The sequence below is a fragment of the Pseudomonas sp. SJZ079 genome (assembly GCF_007993865.1).
GTDB lineage: Bacteria > Pseudomonadota > Gammaproteobacteria > Pseudomonadales > Pseudomonadaceae > Aquipseudomonas.
Genome location: NZ_VIUH01000008.1, coordinates 110,840 through 133,679 on the forward strand (window position 1 = coordinate 110,840; position 22,840 = coordinate 133,679).

Sequence of the window (22,840 nt, forward strand, 5' to 3'; positions counted from 1 at the left end):
ACCTGTCGCATGTCTTTCGAATTGTTGGCGACTGACGGCAAGGCGCGTCGTGGCCGTCTGACCTTTCCGCGTGGTGTGGTCGAGACGCCGGCGTTTATGCCGGTGGGCACCTATGGCACGGTCAAAGGCATGTTGCCGCGCGACATTGAAGCCATTGGCGCGCAGATGATTCTCGGCAATACCTTTCACCTGTGGTTGCGTCCGGGCACCGAGGTGATCAAGCGTCACGGCGACCTGCATGATTTCATGCAGTGGCAGGGGCCGATTCTCACCGATTCCGGTGGTTTCCAAGTGTTCAGCCTCGGTGCCATGCGCAAGATCAAGGAGGAAGGGGTGACCTTCGCCTCGCCGGTGGATGGTTCGAAAGTCTTTATGGGGCCGGAGGAGTCGATGCAGGTCCAGCGCGACCTGGGTTCCGATATCGTGATGATATTTGACGAGTGCACGCCTTATCCGGCCGAGTTCGATGTGGCCAAGCGCTCGATGGAGTTGTCGCTGCGCTGGGCCCAGCGTTCGAAAGATGCGCATGCCGAGAACACGGCGGCGTTGTTCGGCATCGTTCAAGGCGGCATGCATGAAGAGTTGCGCAGGCGTTCACTGGAGGGCTTGAACGAAATCGGCTTCGATGGCTTGGCAATTGGCGGCTTGTCCGTCGGCGAGCCGAAAGAGGAAATGCTGCGCGTGCTGGACTACCTGCCAGGGCAGATGCCGGCGGACAAGCCACGGTATTTGATGGGCGTGGGTAAGCCGGAAGATTTGGTCGAAGGCGTGCGGCGTGGGGTGGACATGTTCGACTGCGTGATGCCGACGCGTAATGCGCGCAACGGCCACCTGTTCGTCGAGACTGGCGTGCTGAAAATCCGTAACTCGGTACACAAACACGATGACTCGGTACTCGACCCCGCGTGCGATTGTTACGCCTGTAAAAATTTCTCCCGTGCCTACCTGCATCACTTGGATAAATGTGGGGAAATGCTGGGTAGCATGCTCAATACAATCCACAACTTGCGTCATTATCAGCGGCTGATGGCTGGTTTGCGCGAGGCTATTCAACAAGGTACATTGGCCGCCTTTATCGATGCCTTCTATGCTCGGCGAGGTTTGCCAACACCGCCGCTCGACTGATAAATCAACGTTTTAAGACCTGTCTAACTGGAGTGTTAAATGAGCTTTTTGATTCCCGCCGCTTACGCCGAAACCGCTCCCGCCGCTGGCCCTGTCGGTAGTGGCTTCGAGTGGGTGTTTCTGGTTGGCTTTCTGGTCATTTTCTACCTGATGATCTGGCGCCCGCAGGCCAAGCGTGCCAAAGAGCACAAGAACCTGATCGGCAACCTGCAGAAGGGTGAAGAGGTGGTGACCACGGGTGGTATCGCCGGCAAAGTGATCAAGGTTTCCGATGACTTCGTGGTGATCGAAGTATCCGATACCGTTGAGTTGAAAATTCAGAAAGTGGCCATCGCTGCCACCCTGCCGAAGGGCACGCTGAAAGCCATCTAAGTTTCACACCTTTACCATTCGACGGGGCGCTTCATGCGCCCCGCGTCATAACGGGCGGCGTCATGCTCAATAAATTTCCCCTCTGGAAGTACCTGCTTATCGCGGCCGTGCTGGCGATTGGCTTTCTTTATTCCGCGCCAAATCTTTATCCAGATGATCCGGCAATCCAAATCAGCGGCAACAGCACGGCCATGCGGGTCGAGCAAGCTGATCTTGAACGTGCCAGTCACGCGCTGAGCGAGGCGGGTATCGCGGTCAAGGCGACGAGCCTGGCGAAGCAGGGCAAGGGCGGCTTGCTGCGTCTGGTAAAGCAAGAAGACCAGCTGCCGGCCAAGGATGTTGTGCGCAAGGCGCTGGGCGAGGATTTCGTGGTCGCGCTGAACCTGGCGCAGACCACACCCGATTGGTTGCGTAACCTCGGCGCCAGTCCGATGAAAATGGGTCTGGACTTGTCGGGTGGTGTGCACTTCCTTATGGAAGTGGACATGGATAAGGCGCTCGATGCGCGGCGCAAGGTGTATGAAGGCGAAGTGAAGAGCCTGCTGCGCAAAGAGCGCGTGCGCTACCGCAGTTTGCCTGAGCTCAACGGTGCGATTCAGTTGGGTTTCACCGATGAGGCGACGCTGGAAAAGGCGCAGCGCTTGATCCGCAAGGATTTCAACGATTTCGAGCTGACCTCGGCTGAGCGCAGTGGTTTGCAGGTCCTGCGTTTGACGCTGACTCAAGCCAAGCTCGTGGAGATTCGCGAATACTCGATCAAGCAGAACCTGACCACGGTGCGTAACCGGGTCAACGAGCTGGGTGTGGCTGAGCCGCTGGTTCAGCGTCAGGGTGCTAACCGCATCGTGGTGGAACTGCCGGGTGTGCAAGATACCGCCGAAGCCAAGCGTATTCTTGGCAAGACGGCCAACCTCGAATTCCGTCTGGAAGCTGAGCTAGACGCTTCGAGAGCCTCTACCGAAACCTTTGAGTTTCGTACGGAAGGTCGGCCGCCGGTACAGTTGCAGCGCGAGCTGATCATCACCGGTGACCAGGTCACCGATGCCCAGGCGAGCTTCGACGAAAATGGTCGGCCCCAGGTCAATATTCGTCTGGACGGCCATGGTGGCGACCTGATGAACCGGGCGACGCGCAATAATGTTGGGCGCAGCATGGCGGTTATCTTCATCGAGCAGAAGCCGATGACCCGCTATGTTCGTCAGGTGGTTGATGGGGTCGAGAAAGAAGTCGGAATCCCGAGCTTCGTCGAAGAGAAGAAGATCATCAGTCTGGCGACCATCCAGTCGCCGCTTGGCAGTCAGTTCCGCATTACCGGTCTGGATGGGCAGGGTGAATCGTCGGAGTTGGCCCTGCTGTTGCGTGCCGGTGGTCTGGCGGCGCCGATGTATTTCGCCGAAGAGCGCACTATCGGCCCGAGCCTGGGCGCTGACAACATCGCCAAAGGTGTTGAGGCGTCCTTGTGGGGCATGTTGTTCGTCTCGCTGTTCATCATCGCCATCTACCGCTTCTTCGGGGTGCTGGCGACCATCGCCCTGGGCTTCAACATGGTGTTGCTGCTGGCGCTGATGTCGCTGTTGAGTGCGACCCTGACCCTGCCCGGGATCGCCGGTATCGTCCTGACCATGGGGATGGCGGTGGATGCCAACGTGCTGATCTTCTCGCGCATTCGTGAGGAAATCGCCAATGGCATGTCGGTGCAGCGCGCCATTCATGAGGGGTTCGATCGGGCCTATTCGGCGATTATCGACGCCAACCTGACCACCTTGTTGGTCGGCGGCATTCTCTTCGCGATGGGTACGGGGCCGGTCAAGGGCTTCGCGGTGACTTTGTCCCTGGGCATTCTCACCTCGATGTTCACCGCCATTCTGGTGACGCGTGCCATGGTCAACCTGACCTGCGGCGGGCGTGACTTCAAGAAGTTGTGGGTTTAAGGGGCTGAGATGAATCGTACGATCAACTTCATGGGGGCGCGCAATATTGCGTTCGCCTTCACGCTGTTCCTGACCCTGCTGGCGTTGGGTAGCTGGTTTTTCAATGGTTTGAATTACGGCCTGGACTTTACCGGCGGCACTCAGATCGAGTTGGGTTACGAGCAGCCGGCCGACCTCGGCAATATTCGTCAACAGCTTGCTGGTGCCGGTTTTGCCGATGCCGTGGTGCAGAGCTTTGGGGCGACCACCGATGTGGTGGTGCGCATGCAGGGCGATGATCCCGATCTGGGCAATAAGGTCGCTGCAGCGTTGCGGCAGTCGGGTGATCACCTTGAGGTGCGCAAGGTCGAGTTTGTCGGCCCTCAGGTTGGTGAGGAGCTACGCGATCAGGGCGGTATCGGCATGCTCTTGGCGCTCGGCGGAATCATGCTCTACTTGGCCTTCCGCTTTCAGTGGAAATTTGCCGTGGGCGCCATCGTGTCTTTGGTGCATGACGTTGTGGTGACGCTGGGTATCCTGTCGTTCTTCCAGGTTACCTTCGATCTGACTGTGCTGGCGGCGATACTGGCAATTATCGGCTACTCGTTGAACGACACCATCGTGGTGTTTGACCGCGTGCGCGAGAATTTCCGTGTGCTGCGCAAGGCTAGCTTGATCGAAAACATCAATATTTCCACCACGCAGACCCTGTTGCGCACCTTGGCCACCTCGATTTCCACGCTGTTGGCGATCGCGGCCTTGTTGGTGTTTGCGGGCGATAACCTGTTTGGTTTCTCCATTGCGCTGTTTATTGGTGTATTTGCCGGTACCTATTCGTCGGTCTACATCGCCAACGTGGTACTGGTGTGGCTCAGCCTGACTGTCGAGGATCTGATTCCACCGGTGGTGGCCGAAGAGGTCGATGAGCGTCCTTGAGGTTTCAGCTTCTCTCGCAGTGAGTGCTGTGCGGCTCATGGGGGTGGAACTTGCTGTGAGTCACGAGAGTCGAAGGCTGGAACAAAAGGCGTAATTCGCCACTTAGCGTGAAGGTCAGGAGATTGTCATGAACAAATCAATGCTCGTTGGTGCGGTGCTGGGTGCGGTGGGTGTCACTGCAGGTGGTGCTGTTGCAACTTACAACCTGGTAAGTGGCCCTGAGTATGCGGAAGTTCTTGCTGTGCAGCCGGTCAAGGAAACCATCAAGACTCCGCGAGAAGTGTGCAAGGACGTCGCTGTGACCCGACAGAGACCGGTCAAGGATCAGCATAAAATTGCCGGTACGGCGATCGGTGCGGTGGTTGGTGGGTTGCTTGGCAATCAGGTAGGTGGTGGCACCGGTAAAAAGATCGCCACGGTGGCTGGCGCGGTCGGCGGCGGTTATGCCGGCAACAAGGTGCAGGGCAGTATGCAGGCCAATGATACCTACACCACTACGGAAACCCGCTGCAACACCGTCACCGACACCAGTGACAAGTTGGTTGGTTACGACGTGAAGTATCAATTGGACGGCAAGGTCGCTCAGGTGCGCATGCAGCGTGATCCGGGCGCTCGGATCCCAGTCAAAGATGGTCAGTTGGTGCTGGTCGAAACAGCTCAGTAAAACCAAATAATAAAAAAGCGCCCTGCGGGGCGCTTTTTTATGGGTATAAAAAACCGACACTTGGCCGGTTTTTTTTGTGCAGCGCTTTTTATCGTTTCAGTGACGCAGACAGGTGTGGCTGAATCGCCGTCAGTACAGCCTTGAAGCACTTGGTGTTGCCAGCGACGATTTGACCCTTCTCAAGGAATTCGTGGCTGCCGCTAAAGTCGCTGACCAGGCCGCCTGCCTCTTGGATCAGCAGGGCGCCGGCGGCCATGTCCCATTCGGATAGACCGAATTCCCAGAAGGCATCGAAGCGCCCTGCGGCGACATAGGCCAGGTCCAGGCTGGCGGCGCCAGCGCGGCGTACCCCGGCAGTCTGGCCAACCAGGCTGCGGAACATGCCCAGGTAGTTTTCCAGGTTGTCGAGTTGGCTGTCGCGGAACGGGAAGCCGGTGCCGAGCAGTGCGCCGTCTAGGCTCTTGCGGGTGCTGACGCGCAGGCGGCGGCCGTTGAGGGCTGCGCCACGACCGCGGCTGGCGGTGAACTCTTCCTGGCGGACCGGGTCGATGATCACGGCATGCTCGAGGCGGCCGCGGTATTTGCAGGCCAGGCTGACGGCGTAGTGTGGGATGCCGCGGACGAAGTTGGTGGTGCCATCCAGTGGGTCGATGATCCACAGGTAATCTGCGCCATCACCACTGCCTTCGGTCAGGCCGCTTTCTTCGCCGAGAAAGCCGTGAGTCGGGTAAGCCTTGCGCAGGGCCTGAATGATCAGATTCTCGGCAGAGCGGTCAATCTCGGTCACGTAATCTTTGGCATCTTTCTCGTCGACCGAGATGACGTCCAAGCGTTCGGTAGAGCGGAAGATCATTTCACCGGCGCTACGGGCTGCGCGCAGCGCGATATTCAGCATGGGCTGCATGGATGTTTCACCTGGGTCGTTAAAGAAAGCCGGCCATTCTAGCAGAAAAGCCTGGCGGATGAAGAGTTGCCTGTGTCTTGCATGGCATTAGTGGAAGGGGTTCTGTAAGATTTGTTCCCCCTTTGCTGTCCGTGTGAGTGTTGCCGTTGCTGCAAAATATACGAGTGGTTCTGGTCAATACCAGTCATCCCGGCAATATCGGTGGGGCTGCGCGCGCCATGAAAAATATGGGTCTGTCGCAACTGGTGCTGGTTGATCCGATGGATTTTCCCAGTGGCGATGCGGTGGCGCGTGCCTCGGGGGCTACTGATATTCTCGATGCGGCACGGGTGGTCGGCACGCTTGAGGAGGCGCTGGTCGGTTGCAGCCTGGTGCTTGGAACCAGTGCACGTGATCGGCGGATTCCTTGGCCGTTGCTCGATCCTCGGGAGTGTGCGGCGGCTGTCTGTGAGCAGGCGCTGCTAGGCGGTGAGGTGGCTTTGGTGTTCGGCCGAGAATACGCTGGCCTGACCAATGAAGAGCTGCAGCGCTGTCAGTTTCATGTGCACATCCCGACGGATCCCGACTTCAGCTCGTTGAATCTGGCGGCGGCTGTGCAAGTGCTGGCTTATGAGGTGCGCATGGCCTGGCTGGCGGTGCAGAATATGCCGACCAAGATGGCCAAGCTGGAAACCACGGCGATACAGAGTTCGCAGCCGGTGACGGCGGATGAAATGGAGTCCTTTTATGTGCACCTTGAGCGCGCCTTGATCGAAATTGATTTTCTCGATCCGGCCAAACCGCGGCACTTGATGAGTCGCTTGCGGCGTTTGTATGGGCGCAGCGGCGTCAGCAAGCTGGAAATGAATATCTTGCGTGGCATTTTGACGGAAACCGTCAAGGCTGCGCGCGGTGAGCACCGAGGGCGGGGGAAGTCTGATGTTTGAGCGTATGCAAGAAGATATCCAGAGCGTGTTTCATCGAGATCCGGCTGCGCGCAATACGCTGGAGGTGGTCACCTGCTACCCGGGTTTGCACGCCGTGTGGTTGCATCGTGTGGCGCATGCGTTGTGGGTGTCCGGCTGGAAGTGGCTGGCGCGGGTGGTGTCGAATTTTGGGCGTTGGCTGACCGGGATCGAGATCCATCCGGGTGCGAAGATAGGCCGGCGTTTCTTTATCGATCATGGTATGGGGATCGTCATCGGCGAGACGGCCGAGATTGGTAATGATGTCACCCTGTATCAGGGGGTGACGCTGGGCGGTACCAGCTGGAATAAGGGTAAGCGCCATCCGACTCTGGAGGATGGTGTGGTGGTTGGGGCGGGGGCCAAGGTGTTGGGGCCGTTCACCGTGGGTGCGGGCGCCAAGATTGGCTCGAATGCGGTGGTGACCAAGGCGGTGCCAGCAGGCGCTACGGCAGTCGGTATACCGGGGCGGATTATCGTCAAGGTAGATGATGAGCAGGAAGCCAAGCGGCAGGCGATCGCCGAGAAGTTGGGCTTCGATGCTTATGGCGTCAGTCAGGACATGCCGGATCCGGTCGCGCGAGCCATCGGCCAGTTGCTCGATCACTTGCATGCAGTGGATGGGCGGCTGGAGGGTATGTGTGGTGCGCTCAAGGAGCTGGGTAGCGACTATTGCGGCAAGGATCTACCGGCGTTGCGCGATGAGGACTTTGCGTGTGTCGTCAAGGAGCCAGACGGCAAGCCCGCAGGGTGATGCGGCGGGGTGGGCGTTTTGCTATGCTGCCCACCCTTCGCTGCTGCTAATCCCGAGTAAAACGCTAGGTCTTATAGTTGACTTAAATGCTCGGGAATTGCATACTCGCGCACACTGAAATTCCCGTGGTAACCCTTCATGCGACTGACCACCAAAGGCCGTTATGCCGTCACCGCCATGCTCGACTTGGCGCTGCATGCACAGCATGGGCCGGTGTCCCTCGCCGATATCTCTGAACGGCAGGGCATTTCTCTGTCCTACCTGGAACAGCTGTTCGCCAAACTGCGCCGCGGAAATCTGGTTTCCAGCGTGCGCGGTCCGGGTGGTGGCTATCAGCTTTCCCGCGATATGCAGGGGATACAGGTGGCAGAGGTGATCGATGCGGTTAATGAGTCGGTCGATGCCACGCGCTGCCAAGGCCAGGGTGATTGCCATGCCGGCGACACCTGTCTGACCCACCATCTGTGGTGCGACCTCAGCCACCAAATTCACGAATTCCTCAGCGGTATCAGTCTGGCTGATTTGGTTACTCGCCGTGAGGTGCAAGAAGTCGCCCAGCGCCAGGATCAGCGCCATTGTCATGGCGGGATGCCGCGCCTGGATAAAATTGAAGCGTCCACCGTCGAATGAAATATAGGGCGTCGGCCTGCAAGGCCTGACGACTGATAGGAGAGAATCAATGAAATTGCCGATTTACCTCGATTATTCCGCGACGACACCGGTCGATCCGCGTGTTGCGCAGAAGATGAGTGAGTGCCTGTTGGTGGATGGCAACTTCGGTAACCCGGCGTCGCGTTCCCACGTGTTCGGCTGGAAGGCCGAAGAAGCGGTAGAGAACGCTCGCCGCCAGGTCGCCGAGCTGGTCAACGCCGATCCGCGCGAGATTGTCTGGACCTCCGGCGCCACCGAGTCCGACAACCTGGCAATCAAGGGTATTGCTCACTTCTACAGCAGCAAAGGCAAGCACATCATCACCTCGAAGATCGAGCACAAAGCCGTGCTGGATACCACGCGCCAACTGGAGCGTGAAGGTTTTGAAGTGACTTACATCGAGCCGGGCGAAGATGGCTTGATCACGCCGGCGATGGTTGAGGCGGTGTTGCGTGAGGACACCATTCTGGTGTCGATCATGCACGTGAACAATGAAATCGGCACGATCAACGATATCGCTACGATTGGCGAGCTGACCCGTTCGCGTGGCGTGTTCTTCCATGTGGATGCGGCGCAGTCCACCGGCAAGGTTGCGATCGACCTGGAAAAACTCAATGTCGATCTGATGTCGTTTTCGGCACACAAAACCTACGGCCCCAAGGGCGTTGGTGCCTTGTATGTGCGGCGTAAGCCGCGTGTCCGCCTTGAGGCTCAGACCCATGGTGGTGGCCATGAGCGCGGTATGCGTTCTGGCACCCTGGCCACGCACCAGTGCGTCGGCATGGGCGAGGCCTTCCGTATCGCCAAGGAAGAGATGGCGCAGGAGAATCAGCGGATTTTGGCTTTGCGTGATCGTTTTTATCAGCAGTTTGAGGGGATGGAAGAGGTCTACGTCAATGGCAGCATGGCTGCCCGCGTACCGCATAACCTCAACCTGAGCTTCAACTATGTAGAAGGTGAGTCGCTGATCATGGCGCTGAAAGACCTCGCCGTGTCTTCGGGTTCGGCCTGTACTTCTGCGTCGCTGGAGCCGTCTTACGTTCTGCGTGCCTTGGGTCGTAACGACGAGTTAGCGCACAGTTCAATTCGTTTCAGCTTCGGTCGTTTTACCACTGAAGCAGATATCGATTATGCCGCGCAGAAAGTTCGCGAGGCGGTCACCAAGCTGCGCGAGTTGTCGCCGCTGTGGGATATGTTCAAAGAAGGTGTCGATCTGTCCAAGGTCGAATGGGCGGCACACTAAAGCTGCCGATGAGCGGCGCCTGATGAGAGAGGAATAACAGCATGGCTTACAGTGAAAAGGTCATTGACCACTACGAGAACCCGCGCAACGTCGGCAAGATGGACGCGGAAGATCCCAGTGTCGGCACTGGCATGGTCGGCGCGCCGGCCTGCGGCGACGTGATGCGCCTGCAGATCAAGGTTAACGAGCTGGGTGTGATCGAAGACGCCAAGTTCAAGACTTACGGCTGCGGTTCCGCGATTGCCTCCAGCTCCCTCGCTACCGAGTGGATGAAGGGCAAGACGCTGGATGAGGCGGAAACCATCAAGAACACCCAGCTCGCCGAAGAATTGGCGTTGCCACCGGTGAAGATCCACTGTTCGGTGCTCGCCGAGGACGCCATCAAGGCGGCCGTACGCGATTACAAGCAGAAGAAAGGCTTGCTCTAAAGGAGGTTGTCGATGGCTATCAGCATGACCGAAGCTGCCGCTCAGCATGTGCGTCGCTCTCTCGATGGGCGAGGCAAGGGTGAGGGTATCCGCCTGGCCGTTCGCACGACCGGTTGCTCTGGCCTGGCGTATGTGCTGGAGTTCGTCGACGAAACCGCCAGTGAGGATCAGGTGTTCGAGAGTCACGGGGTCAAGGTGATCATTGATCCCAAGAGCCTGGTGTACCTCGATGGTACCGAGCTGGATTTCGTCAAGGAGGGCTTGAACGAAGGGTTCAAGTTCAATAACCCTAACGTGCGTGGCGAATGTGGCTGCGGCGAGAGCTTCAATATCTGAGGCGCGTTGTGGGTAGTCCTTGTCATTTCGCCTTGTTTGAGCTGCAACCCAGCTTTCGTTTGGACCTTGAGCGGTTGGCCGTGCGTTATCGCGAGCTGGCGCGGCAGGTGCATCCGGATCGTTTTGCCGATGCCTCCGAGCGAGATCAACGCTTGGCGCTGGAGCAGTCTGCGAGCCTCAATGAGGCTTACCGGGTGTTGAAGAACGCACCGCAGCGCGCGCGCTATCTGCTTGCGCTGAGTGGGCCGGAGTTGCCGCTTGAAGTCACGGTGCAAGACCCTGGCTTCCTGATGCAGCAGATGCATTGGCGCGAAGAGCTCGAAGATCTGCAAGACAGCGCCGACCTGAGTGGCGTGGCGACGTTCAAGCGGCGCCTGAAAGTTGCTCAGGATGAGCTGAACGAGAGCTTTGCCGTTTGTTGGGATGATCCCCTGCGCCGCGAAGAGGCCGAGCGCCTAATGCGTCGCATGCAGTTTCTCGACAAACTTTCCCACGAGGTGCGCCAATTGGAAGAGCGCCTCGACGATTAACACTCGCGCGGCCAGTCTGGCGCGCCTGATATTCAGATAAGCATTTATTAATCATGGCCCTACTGCAGATCGCTGAGCCCGGACAGAGCCCCCAGCCACACCAGCGTCGGCTGGCCGTGGGGATTGATCTGGGTACTACCAATTCGCTGGTCGCTGCGGTGCGCAGTGGACTGTCCGAGCCGCTGGCCGATGCCGCAGGCGCGCTGATCCTGCCGTCGGCGGTGCGCTACCACGCTGATCGCGTCGAAGTGGGCGAAGCCGCCAAATTGGCTGCTCCCGGCGACCCGCTGAACACCGTGTTGTCGGTCAAGCGCCTGATGGGGCGCGGCCTGGCCGATGTTAAGCAGTTGGGTGAGCAGTTGCCCTATCGCTTTGTCGATGGCGAGTCGCATATGCCGTTCATCGACACCGTGCAGGGGCCGAAAAGCCCGGTGGAAGTGTCTGCCGACATCCTCAAGGCACTGCGCCATAGAGCGGAGGCCGTGTTGGGCGGCGAGTTGGTCGGTGCGGTGATTACCGTGCCAGCCTATTTCGATGATGCGCAGCGTCAGGCAACCAAGGATGCCGCGCGTTTGGCCGGTCTGAGCGTGCTGCGTCTGCTCAATGAGCCGACCGCTGCTGCCGTGGCCTATGGCTTGGATCAGCAGGCCGAGGGCCTGGTGGCGATCTATGACCTGGGTGGCGGTACCTTCGATATTTCGATTCTGCGTCTGACCGCTGGCGTGTTCGAAGTACTGGCTACCGGCGGCGACAGCGCGCTGGGTGGCGATGATTTCGATCATGCCATCGCCGGCTGGATAGTCGAGCAGGCTGGCTTGTCTGCCGATCTCGATCCGGGCGCGCAGCGCACACTGTTGAGCGAGGCCTGTGCGGCGAAAGAGGCGTTGACCACTGATACCTCGGTTGAGGTGAGTCATGGCGTTTGGTCTGGTTTGCTGACCCGAGAGGCGTTTGCTGAGCTGATCGAGCCGATGGTTGCGCGCAGCCTCAAGGCTTGCCGGCGTGCGGTGCGCGATGCCGGCATCGAGATCGAAGAGGTCGAGGCGGTAGTGCTGGTCGGCGGGTCCACACGGGTACCGCGTGTGCGTCAGGCGGTCGCCGAGTTGTTCGCGCGCGAGCCGTTGAGCGATATTGATCCGGATCAGGTGGTCGCCATTGGCGCGGCGATCCAGGCCGATACGCTGGCCGGTAATAAGCGTGGCGACGGTGAAGAGCTATTGCTGCTGGATGTGATTCCATTGTCGCTCGGTCTGGAGACCATGGGCGGCTTGATGGAAAAGGTTATTCCGCGCAACACCACTATCCCGGTGGCGCGTGCTCAGGAGTTCACCACCTACAAAGATGGTCAGACGGCCATGATGATTCATGTGCTGCAGGGCGAGCGCGAATTGATCAGTGATTGTCGTTCCCTGGCACGCTTCGAGTTGCGCGGTATTCCGCCCATGGTTGCCGGCTCGGCGAAGATTCGCGTGACCTTCCAGGTCGATGCAGATGGCTTGCTCAGTGTCTCGGCACGTGAGTTGGCCTCGGGCGTTGAGGCGAGCATCCAGGTCAAGCCATCCTACGGTCTGACCGATGGCGAAATTGCCAGAATGCTGCAGGACTCCTTCCAGCATGCCGGCGATGACAAGGTGGCGCGTGTGTTGCGTGAGCAACAGGTGGATGCGCAGCGTCTGCTTGAGGCGGTTGAGGCTGCCCTGGAAGTGGATGGCGAACGCTTGCTGGAAGCCGATGAGCGCCTGGCAATCGACGCGCAGATGCAACAGTTGCGTGAGTTGATGGCGAGTAGCGATGGCTTGGCCATCGAGCGACAGACCAAGCGTCTGACCCAGGTGACCGACGCCTTCGCCGCGCGTCGCCTGGATGCAACGGTAAAGTCCGCGCTGGCGGGCCGTAGTCTTAATGAGATTGAGGAGTAAGCATGCCGCAGGTCATTTTTCTGCCCCACGCCGAGCATTGTCCTGAGGGGGCGGTGTTCGAAGTGCAGGCAGGCGAAACTGTGCTCAACGCTGCATTGCGCAATGGTATCGATATCGAGCATGCCTGCGAAAAGTCCTGTGCCTGTACCACCTGTCATGTGGTGATTCGTGAGGGGTTCAATTCCATGGAGCCTTCCGACGAGCTGGAAGACGACATGCTCGATAAGGCCTGGGGGCTGGAACCTACCTCGCGGTTGTCCTGCCAGGCGGTAGTCGCTGAGCAGGATCTGGTGGTAGAGATTCCCAAGTACACCATCAACCAGGTGTCCGAAGGTCACTGATCATTTCGTCATAGGAGCAGGTCATGAGTCTGCAGTGGACTGATGTACTGGAAATCGCCATCCAGTTGGCGGAGAGCAAGCCCGATGTCGATCCGCGTTTCGTCAATTTCGTCGATCTGCACCGCTGGGTGATGGATTTGCCGGAGTTCGCCGATGATGCGCAGCGAGGTGGGGAGAAGGTTCTGGAGGCGATTCAGGCCGCCTGGATCGAAGAGGCCGGCTGAGCTGTGCGCCGTACTGGCGCCGCCCTACGCATTTAACCGTAACCCGCGTATAATCCGCGGGTTTAATTTTTCGCTTTAATCCTTGTTTCTGGAGTTTTTCATGGCTGTTGAACGTACTTTTTCCATCATCAAACCGGACGCTGTTGCCAAGAACGTGGTTGGCGAGATCGTTACTCGTTTTGAAAAAGCGGGTCTGCGTGTCGTTGCCTCCAAGATGGTTCAGCTGTCCGAGCGCGAAGCGGGCGGTTTCTACGCCGAGCACAGCGAGCGTGGCTTCTTCAAAGATCTGGTGGCTTTCATGGTTTCCGGTCCGGTTATCGTCCAGGTGCTGGAAGGTGAGGGTGCCATCGCCAAGAATCGTGAGCTGATGGGCGCTACCAACCCTAAAGAAGCCGCCGCTGGCACCATCCGTGCCGATTTCGCGGTTTCCATCGACGAAAACGCCGTACACGGTTCCGATTCCGAGGCGTCCGCCGCTCGTGAAATCGCCTACTTCTTTGCGGCCACCGAGGTCTGCGCGCGCATTCGCTAAGGCGAATGGTGCGAGGGTGAAGCCATGACTGAAGCTACCGGTAAAATTAACCTGCTGGGTCTGACCCAGGCAGAAATGGAACAGTTCTTCGATAGCATCGGAGAAAAACGTTTCCGTGCCGGTCAGCTGATGAAGTGGATTCACCATTTTGGTGTCGATGATTTCGATGCCATGAGCAATGTCAGCAAGGTCTTGCGCGAAAAGCTCAAGATCTGTGCTGAGATTCGTGGGCCCGAAGTGGTCAGTGAGGATATCTCGACTGACGGCACCCGTAAGTGGGTGGTGCGTGTAGCTTCCGGCAGCTGTGTCGAGACTGTGTATATCCCGCAAGGCTCGCGAGGCACGCTCTGTGTGTCGTCGCAGGCTGGCTGTGCGTTGGATTGCAGCTTCTGCTCCACCGGTAAACAAGGTTTCAATAGCGATCTGAGTGCCGCCGAAGTGATCGGTCAGGTATGGATCGCCAATAAGTCTTTTGGCTCCGTGCCAGCGAAAATCGATCGCGCCATCACCAACGTGGTGATGATGGGCATGGGCGAGCCGTTACTGAATTTTGACAACGTGGTCGCCGCCATGAAAATCATGATGGACGACCTCGGTTATGGCATCTCCAAACGCAAGGTGACGCTGTCCACCTCGGGTGTGGTGCCTATGATCGACAAGCTGGGCGAGGTCATCGACGTCTCTCTGGCGCTGTCGCTGCATGCACCCAACGATGCGCTGCGTAACCAGTTGGTGCCGATCAACAAGAAGTACCCGCTGGAGATGCTGCTGGCCGCGTGCAAGCGTTATATCTCCGGTCTTGGCGAAAAACGTGTGCTGACCATCGAGTACACCCTGCTCAAGGATGTCAACGATAAGCCCGAACATGCTGAGGAGATGATCGCACTTCTCAAAGAAGTACCTTGCAAGATCAACCTGATTCCGTTTAATCCTTTCCCCCACTCCGGGTACGAGCGGCCGAGTAACAATGCCATTCGCCGCTTTCAGGACCTGCTGCACAAAGCCGGACACAGCGTCACCGTGCGCACGACGCGTGGCGAGGACATTGATGCCGCCTGTGGACAGTTGGTCGGCCAGGTAATGGACCGTACTCGCCGTAGCGAACGCTATATTGCCGTGCGTCAGTTGAGCCACGAAACCGATGCGCAGCGTTCCGCCGATCAGAAAACCTAAGGGGAAATTAATGCTATTGCGCCCAGCGCTGTTCTTGTTAGTCGCCAGCCTGTTGGTCGGTTGCGTCTCGACCGGCGATGTAGATCCAATGAGAACCGACAAGGGGCGCGATGAGGCCCGTGATGCCTATATCCAGCTGGGGATTGGCTATTTGCAGCAGGGCGCCAGTGGTCGCGCCAAGGTCCCGCTGAAAAAAGCCCTCGATCTCGACCCGTCCAGTGCCGATGCGCATGCTGCGCTGGCGTTGGTGTTTCAGGTCGAAATGGAGCCCAAGTTGGCCGATGAGCATTACCGTAAGGCGCTGTCGCAGCGCGGTGACGATGCCCGCTTGTTGAACAACTACGGCAGCTTTCTGTTCGAGCAGAAGCGTTACGAGGAAGCTCTTGAACGCTATCAGCAAGCGGCCCAGGACACTCTTTATCCCGAGCGTTCACGGGTGTTCGAGAACCTCGGCTTGACCGCCCTGGAGCTAAAACAGCGTGAACAGGCAAAACTGTACTTTCAGCGCTCGCTGCGGCTCAACAGTCGTCAGCCTAAGGCCCTGATGGAAATGGCGCAGATGTCCTATGAAGACAAAGCCTACGTCCCAGCCCGCGGCTATTACGACAGCTATAGCGCCTTGGTCGAGCAGGACGCTCGCAGCCTGTTGCTGGGTACGCGTCTGGCGACAATTTTTGAGGACCGTGATAAAGCCGCTAGCCTCGGTCTGCAATTGAAGCGTCTCTATCCCGGTACGTCGGAATATCAGCAATACCTGTCGGAGCAAAGATGAAAGCGGCTCATCCTGAAGTTGTAACAGTTCAGCGCGTCAATCCCGGTGAGTCCCTGCGCGAGGCCCGCGAGAGTAAAAACTGGACGGTTGCCGAAGCGGCTGAGCGCTTGAATCTGACGTCTCAACGCCTGAGCCAGATTGAAGACGGTGATTTCGACAAATTGCCCGGTAGCACCTTTGCTCGCGGTTATATTCGCGCTTACGCCAAGTTGCTGGAACTGGATCAAAATCGTCTGGTGCTGGAGTTCGACCAGTTCACCGGCACCGATGCGGCAGGCAGCAGTGTGCACAGCCTGGGGCGCATCGAGCAGCCGGCGAGTTACTCGCAGCGTATCTTGCGCTTCATCAGCTTTACCTTGCTGTTGGGGCTGGTCGGCGCGGGTTTGTATTGGTGGCAGGAACACACTGAGCGACAAACGGATGAGTCGACTGCGACCAGCATTGAACATGTCGAAGTCGAAGGTGCGGATGGCACCACGCAAATTCATCCGCTGGATGAGCCTGAGGATCAGGCCGTCATGGCCGCCCAAGGCGGCATCGAGTTGAGCTTGCCGAGCATTTCCGCCGAGCCGACCGCAGAATCTGAAACGGAGGTTGCGCAGGAGCAGGCGCTAGCCGACGCCCCGGTGCAGCCGCAAACCAGTGCCGGTGCGGCAGCGAACGATGCGCTGGCGGACGAGCCGGACTCCGCAGTCGAGAGCGCCGCCGTCGACAGCCCCGCGCCCGCTGCGGAACCCGTGTTGGCCGCAGGACAAGGCCAGGTGAATGTGACCTTCACCGCCGACTGCTGGACTCAACTGACCGACGCCAATGGCAAGATTCTGTTCAGTGCCCTCAAGCGCGGTGGCGAAAGCTTGAAAATCGTGGGTAAGGCGCCCTTGGAGCTGCGACTGGGCTTCGCCCGGGGCGCTCAGGTGAGTTACAACGGCCAAGCCGTCGATGTTTCGCCCTTCATAACTGGCGAAACTGCACGCCTGAAGTTGGGGTTGTAAGCCATGCACTGCGAATCACCGATCAAGCGTCGCCAGTCGCGCAAAATCTGGGTTGGTCAGGTGCCTGTGGGCGGCGATGCGCCTATTTCGGTGCAAAGCATGACCAACACCGACACCAACGACGTGGCCGCGACCGTGGCGCAAATCCGCCGCCTGGAAGAGGCCGGCGCGGATATCGTGCGGGTCTCGGTGCCGGACATGGACGCCGCCGAGGCGTTCGGCAAAATCAAGAAGCTGGTCAACTTGCCGCTGGTCGCCGACATTCATTTCGATTATCAGATCGCGCTGCGCGTGGCCGAACTGGGCGTCGATTGCCTGCGCATCAATCCAGGTAATATCGGTCGCGAAGATCGGGTTCGCGCTGTGGTTGAAGCCGCGCGTGACAAGGGCATTCCGATTCGCATCGGCGTCAACGCCGGTTCTCTGGAAAAAGACCTGCAGAAGAAATACGGCGAACCGACCCCAGAAGCCTTGGTCGAGTCGGCCTTGCGTCATGTCGAGCACCTGGATCGCCTGAACTTTCCCGACTTCAAGGTCAGCGTCAAAGCTTCGGACGTATTCATGGCGGTCGCGGCCTATCGTCTGTTGGCCAAGCAAATCGAGCAGCCGCTGCATCTGGGCATCACCGAAGCTGGTGGCCTGCGTTCCGGTACGGTGAAGTCGGCCGTCGGCCTGGGCATGCTGCTGGCCGAGGGGATTGGCGATACCATCCGTATCTCGTTGGCGGCCGATCCGGTAGAAGAGATCAAGGTCGGCTACGACATTCTCAAGTCACTGCGTCTGCGTTCCCGTGGCATCAATTTCATCGCCTGCCCGAGCTGCTCGCGGCAGAATTTCGACGTGGTGAAAACCATGAACGATCTCGAGGGGCGTCTGGAGGACCTGTTGGTGCCGCTCGATGTGGCGGTGATCGGCTGTGTGGTCAATGGCCCGGGCGAAGCCAAGGAGGCGCATGTCGGTCTGACTGGCGGTTCGCCGAGCAACCTGATCTACATCGACGGCAAACCGGCGCGAAAACTGAATAACGATAACCTGGTGGATGAGCTGGAAAGGCTGATTCGGCAGAAAGCGGCCGAGAAGGTGGCTGCCGATGCGGCCCTGATCGTACGCGGTTGAGCCTCTCGGACCCACGAGCGTCTAAGGAATTGAATTGAGCAAGTCCCTGCAAGCCATTCGTGGCATGAATGACATCCTGCCTGAACAGACCCCGCTTTGGCGTTACTTCGAGGACAGCGTGGCGCGTCTGCTGGATGGCTATGGCTATCGGCAGATACGCATGCCGATCGTCGAGTTCACCGAGCTGTTCAAGCGCTCGATCGGCGAAGTCACCGACATCGTCGAAAAAGAGATGTACACCTTTGCCGACCGCAATGGCGATTCGTTGACCCTGCGCCCCGAAGGCACTGCCGCCTGCGTACGCGCGGTGCTCGAGCACGGCCTGGCGGGGGCTGGGCAAACTCAAAAGCTCTGGTACATAGGCCCTATGTTCCGCCATGAGCGACCACAGAAAGGCCGTTACCGTCAGTTCCACCAGATCGGCGTGGAGGTGTTCAACCTCGACGGCCCGGACATCGACGCCGAGTTGATCGTGCTGACCTGGCGTCTCTGGGGCTTGCTGGGGATTCGTGACGCGGTGACCCTGGAGCTGAACAGTCTGGGCACCAGCGAATCGCGCGCCACTTACCGTGAGGCGCTGGTCGAATACCTGGCGGCACGTGCCGATCGGCTCGACGAGGACAGTCGCCGTCGTCTGAGTAGCAACCCGCTGCGGATTCTCGACAGCAAGTCGCCTGAGACTCAGGCCCTGCTGATCGATGCGCCCAAGCTGGCGGATTACCTGGATGACGAGTCCCGCGTGCATTTCGAAGGGCTGAAGGCGCGATTGGATGCGGCGGGTATTCCTTATGTGATCAACCCGAAGCTGGTTCGCGGTCTGGATTATTACAGCAAGACCGTGTTCGAGTGGGTCACCGACCAACTCGGTGCGCAGGGCACCGTATGCGCCGGTGGCCGTTACGATGGTCTGGTCGAGCAGATGGGCGGCAAGCCGACCCCGGGTGTGGGATTTGCCATGGGGATCGAGCGCCTGGTGCTGTTGGTTGAAACCCTGGGTAAAGTGCCGGCGGAAATCGCCCGTCAGGTTGATCTCTATGTGTGCGCTTTTGGCGAGCCGGCGGAGTTGGCCGCGCTGAGCCTGGCCGAGCGCCTGCGTGACCAGTTACCCGGCGTGCGTCTGCAGGTGAATGCCGGTGCGGGTAGTTTCAAGAGCCAATTTAAAAAGGCCGACAAGAGCGGTGCGCTGTATGCCCTGATCTTGGGTGAAGACGAACTGGCCCAGCAAGTGGTAGGTTGCAAGCCGCTGCGCGATCAGGGCGAGCAGCAGAGTATCGCCTGGGGCGCTCTAGCCGAGCACCTGACAACCTGCCTCGAGCAGGCTTAAGGCACACGCCGATTTAGCGAATAGGAGTATTGGGGTGGTTTCGCGTACCGATGAAGAAGAGCTGGCGGTAGTCAAGGAGTGGTGGTCACGCAATGGCAAGCCGCTGCTCACCGGCAGTGTGTTGGCGCTGGTGATCGTATTCGGCTGGCAGGGCTGGGAAAGATACCAGGCCAACCAGCAGCAGAGTGCTTCGCTGCTCTACCAGCAGTTGCTGGAAGCCGTACTGAACCCGAGCGGTCAGCCCGATGTGGCCAAGGTCGCCGAGCTGACGGGTAAGCTTAACAGCGATTTCGCGGGCACTCATTACGCCCAGTACGCCAGCCTGTTTGCCGCCAAGGTGGCGGTCGAGGCCGACCAGCTGGACGATGCCGCCGCTGCGCTGCAAGCGATTGTCGATGCGCCGGCGGATGCGACCTTGGCCGAACTGGCTCGCCAGCGGCTTGCCCGCGTGTTGGCCGCGCAAGACAAGGCCGAGGAGGCGCTCAAGCTGCTCGAAGGCGATGTCGATCAGGCGTATCTGGCCGGCCGCGAAGAACTCAAGGGTGACTTGTTGGTAAAACTGGGCCGTAGCGATGAAGCGCATGCCGCCTATGTGAAAGCCAAGGCAGCACTGTCTGACGATGCCGCCGTGGGCGGTTTGCAAATGAAGCTCGACGACCTGGCGAAAGGGGATGCGTGACGTGATGCGCTGGAAGAATGCCGCACTGCTGGCCCTGGCCGTTCTGGTCGTGGGTTGCAGCAGCAACAGTAAAAAGGAATTGCCACCGGCTGACTTGCCTGACTTCACAGAAGAAGTGCAGCTGCAGAAGGAGTGGAGCCGTTCGATTGGCGAAGGCCAGGGCGAAACCTTCAACATGCTGGTACCGGCTGTCGATGGCGAACGTATCTATGCCGCCGACGTCGAGGGGCTGGTCATGGCGCTCGACCGCATGACCGGAGAGGTGATCTGGAAAGAGGATCTCGAGGCGCCGGTGTCCGGCGCGGTGGGCGCCGGTTATGGCCTGGTGTTGCTCGGTACCCTCAAGGGTGAAGTGATTGCCCTGGATTCCAGCACTGGCGAGGAAAAGTGGCGGGCGCGGGTGACCAGTGAAGTCCTGGCGGCGCCGGCGATCAACGGCGACGTGGTGCTGGTACAGACCCAGGATGACCGCCTGATTGCACTCGATGCCGATACCGGCAGCCAGCGCTGGATTTACGAAAGCACCCCGGCGGTACTGACTCTGCGCGGCACTGGTAGCCCGGTGTTGACCAACCGTCTGGCGATTGCCGGTCTGTCCAGCGGCAAGGTCATCGCCCTTGACGCCCAGCGCGGCTTGCCAGTGTGGGAGCAACGCGTGGCGATCCCGCAAGGCCGTTCCGAACTGGATCGAGTGGTCGATATCGACGGTGGCCTACTGCTCTCCGGCGGTACCCTGTATGTGGTCAGTTATCAGGGCCGGGTTGCCGCACTGGAGCTGGAAAGCGGTCGCATACTGTGGCAGCGCGAAGCTTCCAGTTCGGTAGGCGTGGCCCAGGGTTTCGGTAACGTCTACGTCAGCTTGGCCAACGGGACCGTGGAGGGCATTGATGAACGCTCTGCCTCGGCCTTGTGGAACAACGATGCCTTGGCCCGTCGTCAGTTGTCGGCACCCGAGGTGTTCTCCAGCTATGTGGCCTTCGGTGATCTGGAAGGTTACCTGCACCTGATCAGTCAGGTCGATGGTCGCTTTGTCGGCCGTGTTCGCGTTGACAGCGATGGCCTGCGTGCCCGTCCGCTGGTGGTGGGCGGCTGGTTGTATGCTTACGGCAATGGCGGCAAGCTGGTTGCCCTGACCATTCGCTAGCAGGTTTGGCTAAGCTGCAATGCACTCGATAGCGCATTGCAGCCATCGTGATGCCGCGATAATTTCCGGCCGCTGCCTATGCAGCGGCTTTTGTATTTTTTGAAATAACGAAGTGGAGAGCCGAATGGTTCCCGTAATTGCCCTGGTGGGCCGCCCTAACGTCGGCAAGTCCACCCTCTTTAACCGCTTGACCAGGAGCCGCGACGCAATTGTCGGCGACCTGTCGGGCTTAACCCGTGATCGTCAATACGGTGAGGCGAAGTGGCAGGGACGGACCTACATCCTTATCGACACCGGTGGTATCTCCGGGGATGAGGAGGGCATCGACGAGAAGATGGCCGAGCAGTCGCTGCAGGCGATCGAAGAGGCCGATGCGGTTCTGTTCATGGTGGATGCCCGGGCCGGGTTGTCGGCGGCCGACCAGATGATCGGCGAGCACCTGCGCAAACGCAACAAACACACCTTTCTGGTGGTGAACAAGGTCGATAACATCGACCCCGATCTGGCGCGTGCCGAGTTCAGCCCGTTGGGTATGGGCGAGGCATTGGCCGTCGCCGGTGCGCATGGCCGGGGTATCACCCAGATGCTCGAAGCGGTATTGGGCGGTTTCCCCAAGGATGCCGGTGAAGCCGAGTCGATCGAGGATGAGGAAGTCGCCGAAGGCGAGGAGGCCAAGCGGATTCCGGGGCCGAGTGAAAAGGACGGGATCAAGCTGGCAATCATCGGCCGGCCCAACGTCGGCAAGTCGACCCTGGTCAACCGTATGCTCGGTGAAGACCGGGTGATTGTTTATGACCAGCCCGGCACCACGCGGGACAGCATCTACATCCCGTTTGAGCGCGACGATGAGAAATACACCCTGATCGACACCGCTGGGGTACGCCGCCGCGGCAAGATTTTCGAAGCGGTGGAAAAGTTTTCGGTAGTGAAAACCCTGCAGGCGATCCAGGACTCCAACGTCGTGGTGTTCGTCATGGATGCCCGCGAAGGGGTGGTCGACCACGACCTCAACTTGCTCGGCTTCGTGCTGGAAAGCGGTCGCGCCCTGGTCATCGCGCTGAACAAATGGGATGGCATGGAGCCCGGCGAGCGCGATTACGTGAAGACCGAGCTACAGCGGCGGTTGTTCTTCGTCGAGTTCGCCGACATCCACTTCATCTCGGCCCTGCATGGCACCGGTGTCGGTCACCTGTACAAGTCGGTGCAGGCCTCGTTCAAGTCGGCGATCACCCGCTGGCCAACCAACCGCCTGACGCAGATCCTCGAAGATGCGGTCGGCGATCACGCGCCGCCCATGGTCAACAATCGCCGGATCAAACTGCGTTATGCCCACCTCGGCGGCGCCAACCCGCCGTTGATCGTGATCCACGGCAATCAGGTGGATAAGGTGCCCAAGGCCTATGTCCGCTACCTGGAAAACACCTACCGGCGGGTACTCAAGCTGGTCGGTACGCCGATTCGAATCGAGTTCAAGGGCGGGGAGAACCCCTACGAGGGCAACAAGAACACCCTCACTGACCGCCAGGTGAACAAGAAGCGCCGCTTGATGAGCCACCACAAGAAGGCCGAGAAGAAGCGTAAAGACAAGAAGTGATCTTGCTACGCTTTTAGCCCGCTAGAAGAGTCAACGCTGCGGGGTGAGCGACAGGTTCGCCCGACTTTGCCCACCCGCCGGCAGTGGCATTACGGAGTCGGGCTTGCTCGGCCCGCAGAGGCACCTTCGGGTGCCTTTTGCGCATCTGGTCGATCGGCTATCCTGCCGCATCGACCACAGTCCTCGCCTGGATCCACAATCCAGGTACAGACTTATGACGGTTGTAGGCAGGG

At 59.1% G+C, this 22,840-nt stretch carries 25 protein-coding genes; 24 read left to right on the forward strand and 1 reads right to left on the reverse strand.

From position 1 onward, the window contains the following. Positions 1-9: 9 nt before the first annotated feature. From tgt to FBY03_RS10015, 5 genes are all read left to right on the forward strand, one after another. Positions 10-1,125 (forward strand): tRNA guanosine(34) transglycosylase Tgt, encoded by a 1,116-nt coding sequence (tgt, locus tag FBY03_RS09995; RefSeq protein WP_178090626.1) that lies wholly within the window; start codon positions 10-12, stop codon positions 1,123-1,125. A gap of 39 nt (positions 1,126-1,164) precedes the next feature. Continuing rightward, positions 1,165-1,497 (forward strand): preprotein translocase subunit YajC, encoded by a 333-nt coding sequence (yajC, locus tag FBY03_RS10000; protein ID WP_147172043.1) that lies wholly within the window; start codon positions 1,165-1,167, stop codon positions 1,495-1,497. A gap of 62 nt (positions 1,498-1,559) precedes the next feature. Continuing rightward, complete coding sequence (gene secD / locus FBY03_RS10005) at positions 1,560-3,428, forward strand: protein translocase subunit SecD (RefSeq protein WP_147172044.1); 1,869 nt, start codon at positions 1,560-1,562, stop codon at positions 3,426-3,428. A gap of 9 nt (positions 3,429-3,437) precedes the next feature. Further along, positions 3,438-4,343, forward strand: coding sequence for a protein translocase subunit SecF (gene secF / locus FBY03_RS10010; protein ID WP_147172045.1), 906 nt, complete (start codon positions 3,438-3,440; stop codon positions 4,341-4,343). A 127-nt stretch (positions 4,344-4,470) separates the two neighbouring features. Further along, positions 4,471-5,007, forward strand: coding sequence for a glycine zipper 2TM domain-containing protein (locus tag FBY03_RS10015; RefSeq protein ID WP_147172046.1), 537 nt, complete (start codon positions 4,471-4,473; stop codon positions 5,005-5,007). Positions 5,008-5,095: 88 nt separating this feature from the next. Here FBY03_RS10015 and suhB read toward each other — a convergent pair whose 3' ends face one another. Beyond that, positions 5,096-5,911, reverse strand: a complete 816-nt coding sequence (gene suhB / locus FBY03_RS10020; RefSeq protein WP_147172047.1) for an inositol-phosphate phosphatase — start codon at positions 5,909-5,911, stop codon at positions 5,096-5,098. Positions 5,912-6,057: 146 nt separating this feature from the next. On the opposite strand from suhB, the gene trmJ reads away from it, so the two are divergent. The 19 genes from trmJ (at position 6,058) to der (ending at position 22,607) form a co-directional block, all read left to right on the forward strand. Continuing rightward, positions 6,058-6,837 (forward strand): tRNA (cytosine(32)/uridine(32)-2'-O)-methyltransferase TrmJ, encoded by a 780-nt coding sequence (gene trmJ / locus FBY03_RS10025; protein WP_178090623.1) that lies wholly within the window; start codon positions 6,058-6,060, stop codon positions 6,835-6,837. After that, the gene (cysE, locus tag FBY03_RS10030) at positions 6,830-7,609 is read left to right on the forward strand and encodes a serine O-acetyltransferase (protein ID WP_147172049.1); all 780 of its coding nucleotides are present in this window, start codon (positions 6,830-6,832) and stop codon (positions 7,607-7,609) included. Before trmJ ends, cysE begins: the two co-directional genes overlap by 8 nt. A gap of 138 nt (positions 7,610-7,747) precedes the next feature. Then, on the forward strand, positions 7,748-8,239 hold the full coding sequence (gene iscR / locus FBY03_RS10035; RefSeq protein ID WP_147172050.1) for a Fe-S cluster assembly transcriptional regulator IscR: 492 nt from the start codon (positions 7,748-7,750) through the stop codon (positions 8,237-8,239). A 49-nt stretch (positions 8,240-8,288) separates the two neighbouring features. Then, a complete protein-coding gene (locus FBY03_RS10040; RefSeq protein WP_147172051.1) occupies positions 8,289-9,503 on the forward strand; it encodes an IscS subfamily cysteine desulfurase in 1,215 nt (404 codons plus the stop codon). 41 nt (positions 9,504-9,544) lie between these two features. Continuing rightward, complete coding sequence (gene iscU / locus FBY03_RS10045; protein WP_147172052.1) at positions 9,545-9,931, forward strand: Fe-S cluster assembly scaffold IscU; 387 nt, start codon at positions 9,545-9,547, stop codon at positions 9,929-9,931. A gap of 12 nt (positions 9,932-9,943) precedes the next feature. Then, positions 9,944-10,267, forward strand: a complete 324-nt coding sequence (iscA, locus tag FBY03_RS10050) for an iron-sulfur cluster assembly protein IscA (RefSeq protein WP_025165062.1) — start codon at positions 9,944-9,946, stop codon at positions 10,265-10,267. 8 nt (positions 10,268-10,275) lie between these two features. Continuing rightward, the gene (hscB, locus tag FBY03_RS10055) at positions 10,276-10,797 is read left to right on the forward strand and encodes a co-chaperone HscB (protein WP_147172053.1); all 522 of its coding nucleotides are present in this window, start codon (positions 10,276-10,278) and stop codon (positions 10,795-10,797) included. 53 nt (positions 10,798-10,850) lie between these two features. Further along, the gene (gene hscA, locus FBY03_RS10060; RefSeq protein WP_147172054.1) at positions 10,851-12,716 is read left to right on the forward strand and encodes a Fe-S protein assembly chaperone HscA; all 1,866 of its coding nucleotides are present in this window, start codon (positions 10,851-10,853) and stop codon (positions 12,714-12,716) included. 2 nt (positions 12,717-12,718) lie between these two features. Then, positions 12,719-13,057 carry an ISC system 2Fe-2S type ferredoxin gene (fdx, locus tag FBY03_RS10065; protein ID WP_147172055.1) on the forward strand — a complete coding sequence of 113 codons (339 nt, stop codon included), beginning with the start codon at positions 12,719-12,721 and terminating at the stop codon, positions 13,055-13,057. A 23-nt stretch (positions 13,058-13,080) separates the two neighbouring features. Further along, positions 13,081-13,281 (forward strand): Fe-S cluster assembly protein IscX, encoded by a 201-nt coding sequence (iscX, locus tag FBY03_RS10070; RefSeq protein WP_147172056.1) that lies wholly within the window; start codon positions 13,081-13,083, stop codon positions 13,279-13,281. Between the two features lie 100 nt (positions 13,282-13,381). After that, a complete protein-coding gene (gene ndk / locus FBY03_RS10075) occupies positions 13,382-13,813 on the forward strand; it encodes a nucleoside-diphosphate kinase (protein WP_025165067.1) in 432 nt (143 codons plus the stop codon). Between the two features lie 24 nt (positions 13,814-13,837). Next, on the forward strand, positions 13,838-14,986 hold the full coding sequence (gene rlmN, locus FBY03_RS10080; RefSeq protein ID WP_147172057.1) for a 23S rRNA (adenine(2503)-C(2))-methyltransferase RlmN: 1,149 nt from the start codon (positions 13,838-13,840) through the stop codon (positions 14,984-14,986). A 10-nt stretch (positions 14,987-14,996) separates the two neighbouring features. Further along, positions 14,997-15,758, forward strand: coding sequence for a type IV pilus biogenesis/stability protein PilW (gene pilW / locus FBY03_RS10085; RefSeq protein ID WP_147172058.1), 762 nt, complete (start codon positions 14,997-14,999; stop codon positions 15,756-15,758). Further along, positions 15,755-16,750: a RodZ family helix-turn-helix domain-containing protein gene (locus FBY03_RS10090; RefSeq protein ID WP_147172059.1), complete on the forward strand. Its 996-nt coding sequence runs from the start codon at positions 15,755-15,757 to the stop codon at positions 16,748-16,750. The genes pilW and FBY03_RS10090 overlap by 4 nt, the downstream gene beginning before the upstream one ends. Positions 16,751-16,753: 3 nt before the next feature. Continuing rightward, positions 16,754-17,866: a flavodoxin-dependent (E)-4-hydroxy-3-methylbut-2-enyl-diphosphate synthase gene (ispG, locus tag FBY03_RS10095; RefSeq protein WP_147172060.1), complete on the forward strand. Its 1,113-nt coding sequence runs from the start codon at positions 16,754-16,756 to the stop codon at positions 17,864-17,866. Between the two features lie 34 nt (positions 17,867-17,900). After that, the gene (hisS, locus tag FBY03_RS10100; protein WP_147172061.1) at positions 17,901-19,190 is read left to right on the forward strand and encodes a histidine--tRNA ligase; all 1,290 of its coding nucleotides are present in this window, start codon (positions 17,901-17,903) and stop codon (positions 19,188-19,190) included. A gap of 34 nt (positions 19,191-19,224) precedes the next feature. After that, positions 19,225-19,869 (forward strand): tetratricopeptide repeat protein, encoded by a 645-nt coding sequence (locus tag FBY03_RS10105; protein WP_147172062.1) that lies wholly within the window; start codon positions 19,225-19,227, stop codon positions 19,867-19,869. Between the two features lies 1 nt (position 19,870). Further along, positions 19,871-21,013, forward strand: coding sequence for an outer membrane protein assembly factor BamB (gene bamB / locus FBY03_RS10110; RefSeq protein WP_371920765.1), 1,143 nt, complete (start codon positions 19,871-19,873; stop codon positions 21,011-21,013). Positions 21,014-21,137: 124 nt separating this feature from the next. After that, on the forward strand, positions 21,138-22,607 hold the full coding sequence (gene der / locus FBY03_RS10115) for a ribosome biogenesis GTPase Der (protein ID WP_147172064.1): 1,470 nt from the start codon (positions 21,138-21,140) through the stop codon (positions 22,605-22,607). Positions 22,608-22,840 lie beyond the last annotated feature (233 nt).

Coding starts and splice junctions, on each gene's coding strand:
- suhB (WP_147172047.1), bottom strand. CDS start 5,911: ATGCAGCCCATGCTGAATATCGCGCTGCGCGCAGCCCGTAGCGCCGGT.
- FBY03_RS10090 (WP_147172059.1), top strand. CDS start 15,755: ATGAAAGCGGCTCATCCTGAAGTTGTAACAGTTCAGCGCGTCAATCCC.
- iscA (WP_025165062.1), top strand. CDS start 9,944: ATGGCTATCAGCATGACCGAAGCTGCCGCTCAGCATGTGCGTCGCTCT.
- hscA (WP_147172054.1), top strand. CDS start 10,851: ATGGCCCTACTGCAGATCGCTGAGCCCGGACAGAGCCCCCAGCCACAC.
- ndk (WP_025165067.1), top strand. CDS start 13,382: ATGGCTGTTGAACGTACTTTTTCCATCATCAAACCGGACGCTGTTGCC.
- iscU (WP_147172052.1), top strand. CDS start 9,545: ATGGCTTACAGTGAAAAGGTCATTGACCACTACGAGAACCCGCGCAAC.
- secD (WP_147172044.1), top strand. CDS start 1,560: ATGCTCAATAAATTTCCCCTCTGGAAGTACCTGCTTATCGCGGCCGTG.
- tgt (WP_178090626.1), top strand. CDS start 10: ATGTCTTTCGAATTGTTGGCGACTGACGGCAAGGCGCGTCGTGGCCGT.
- fdx (WP_147172055.1), top strand. CDS start 12,719: ATGCCGCAGGTCATTTTTCTGCCCCACGCCGAGCATTGTCCTGAGGGG.
- iscR (WP_147172050.1), top strand. CDS start 7,748: ATGCGACTGACCACCAAAGGCCGTTATGCCGTCACCGCCATGCTCGAC.
- pilW (WP_147172058.1), top strand. CDS start 14,997: ATGCTATTGCGCCCAGCGCTGTTCTTGTTAGTCGCCAGCCTGTTGGTC.
- iscX (WP_147172056.1), top strand. CDS start 13,081: ATGAGTCTGCAGTGGACTGATGTACTGGAAATCGCCATCCAGTTGGCG.
- yajC (WP_147172043.1), top strand. CDS start 1,165: ATGAGCTTTTTGATTCCCGCCGCTTACGCCGAAACCGCTCCCGCCGCT.
- rlmN (WP_147172057.1), top strand. CDS start 13,838: ATGACTGAAGCTACCGGTAAAATTAACCTGCTGGGTCTGACCCAGGCA.
- secF (WP_147172045.1), top strand. CDS start 3,438: ATGAATCGTACGATCAACTTCATGGGGGCGCGCAATATTGCGTTCGCC.
- ispG (WP_147172060.1), top strand. CDS start 16,754: ATGCACTGCGAATCACCGATCAAGCGTCGCCAGTCGCGCAAAATCTGG.
- FBY03_RS10040 (WP_147172051.1), top strand. CDS start 8,289: ATGAAATTGCCGATTTACCTCGATTATTCCGCGACGACACCGGTCGAT.
- cysE (WP_147172049.1), top strand. CDS start 6,830: ATGTTTGAGCGTATGCAAGAAGATATCCAGAGCGTGTTTCATCGAGAT.
- FBY03_RS10015 (WP_147172046.1), top strand. CDS start 4,471: ATGAACAAATCAATGCTCGTTGGTGCGGTGCTGGGTGCGGTGGGTGTC.
- der (WP_147172064.1), top strand. CDS start 21,138: ATGGTTCCCGTAATTGCCCTGGTGGGCCGCCCTAACGTCGGCAAGTCC.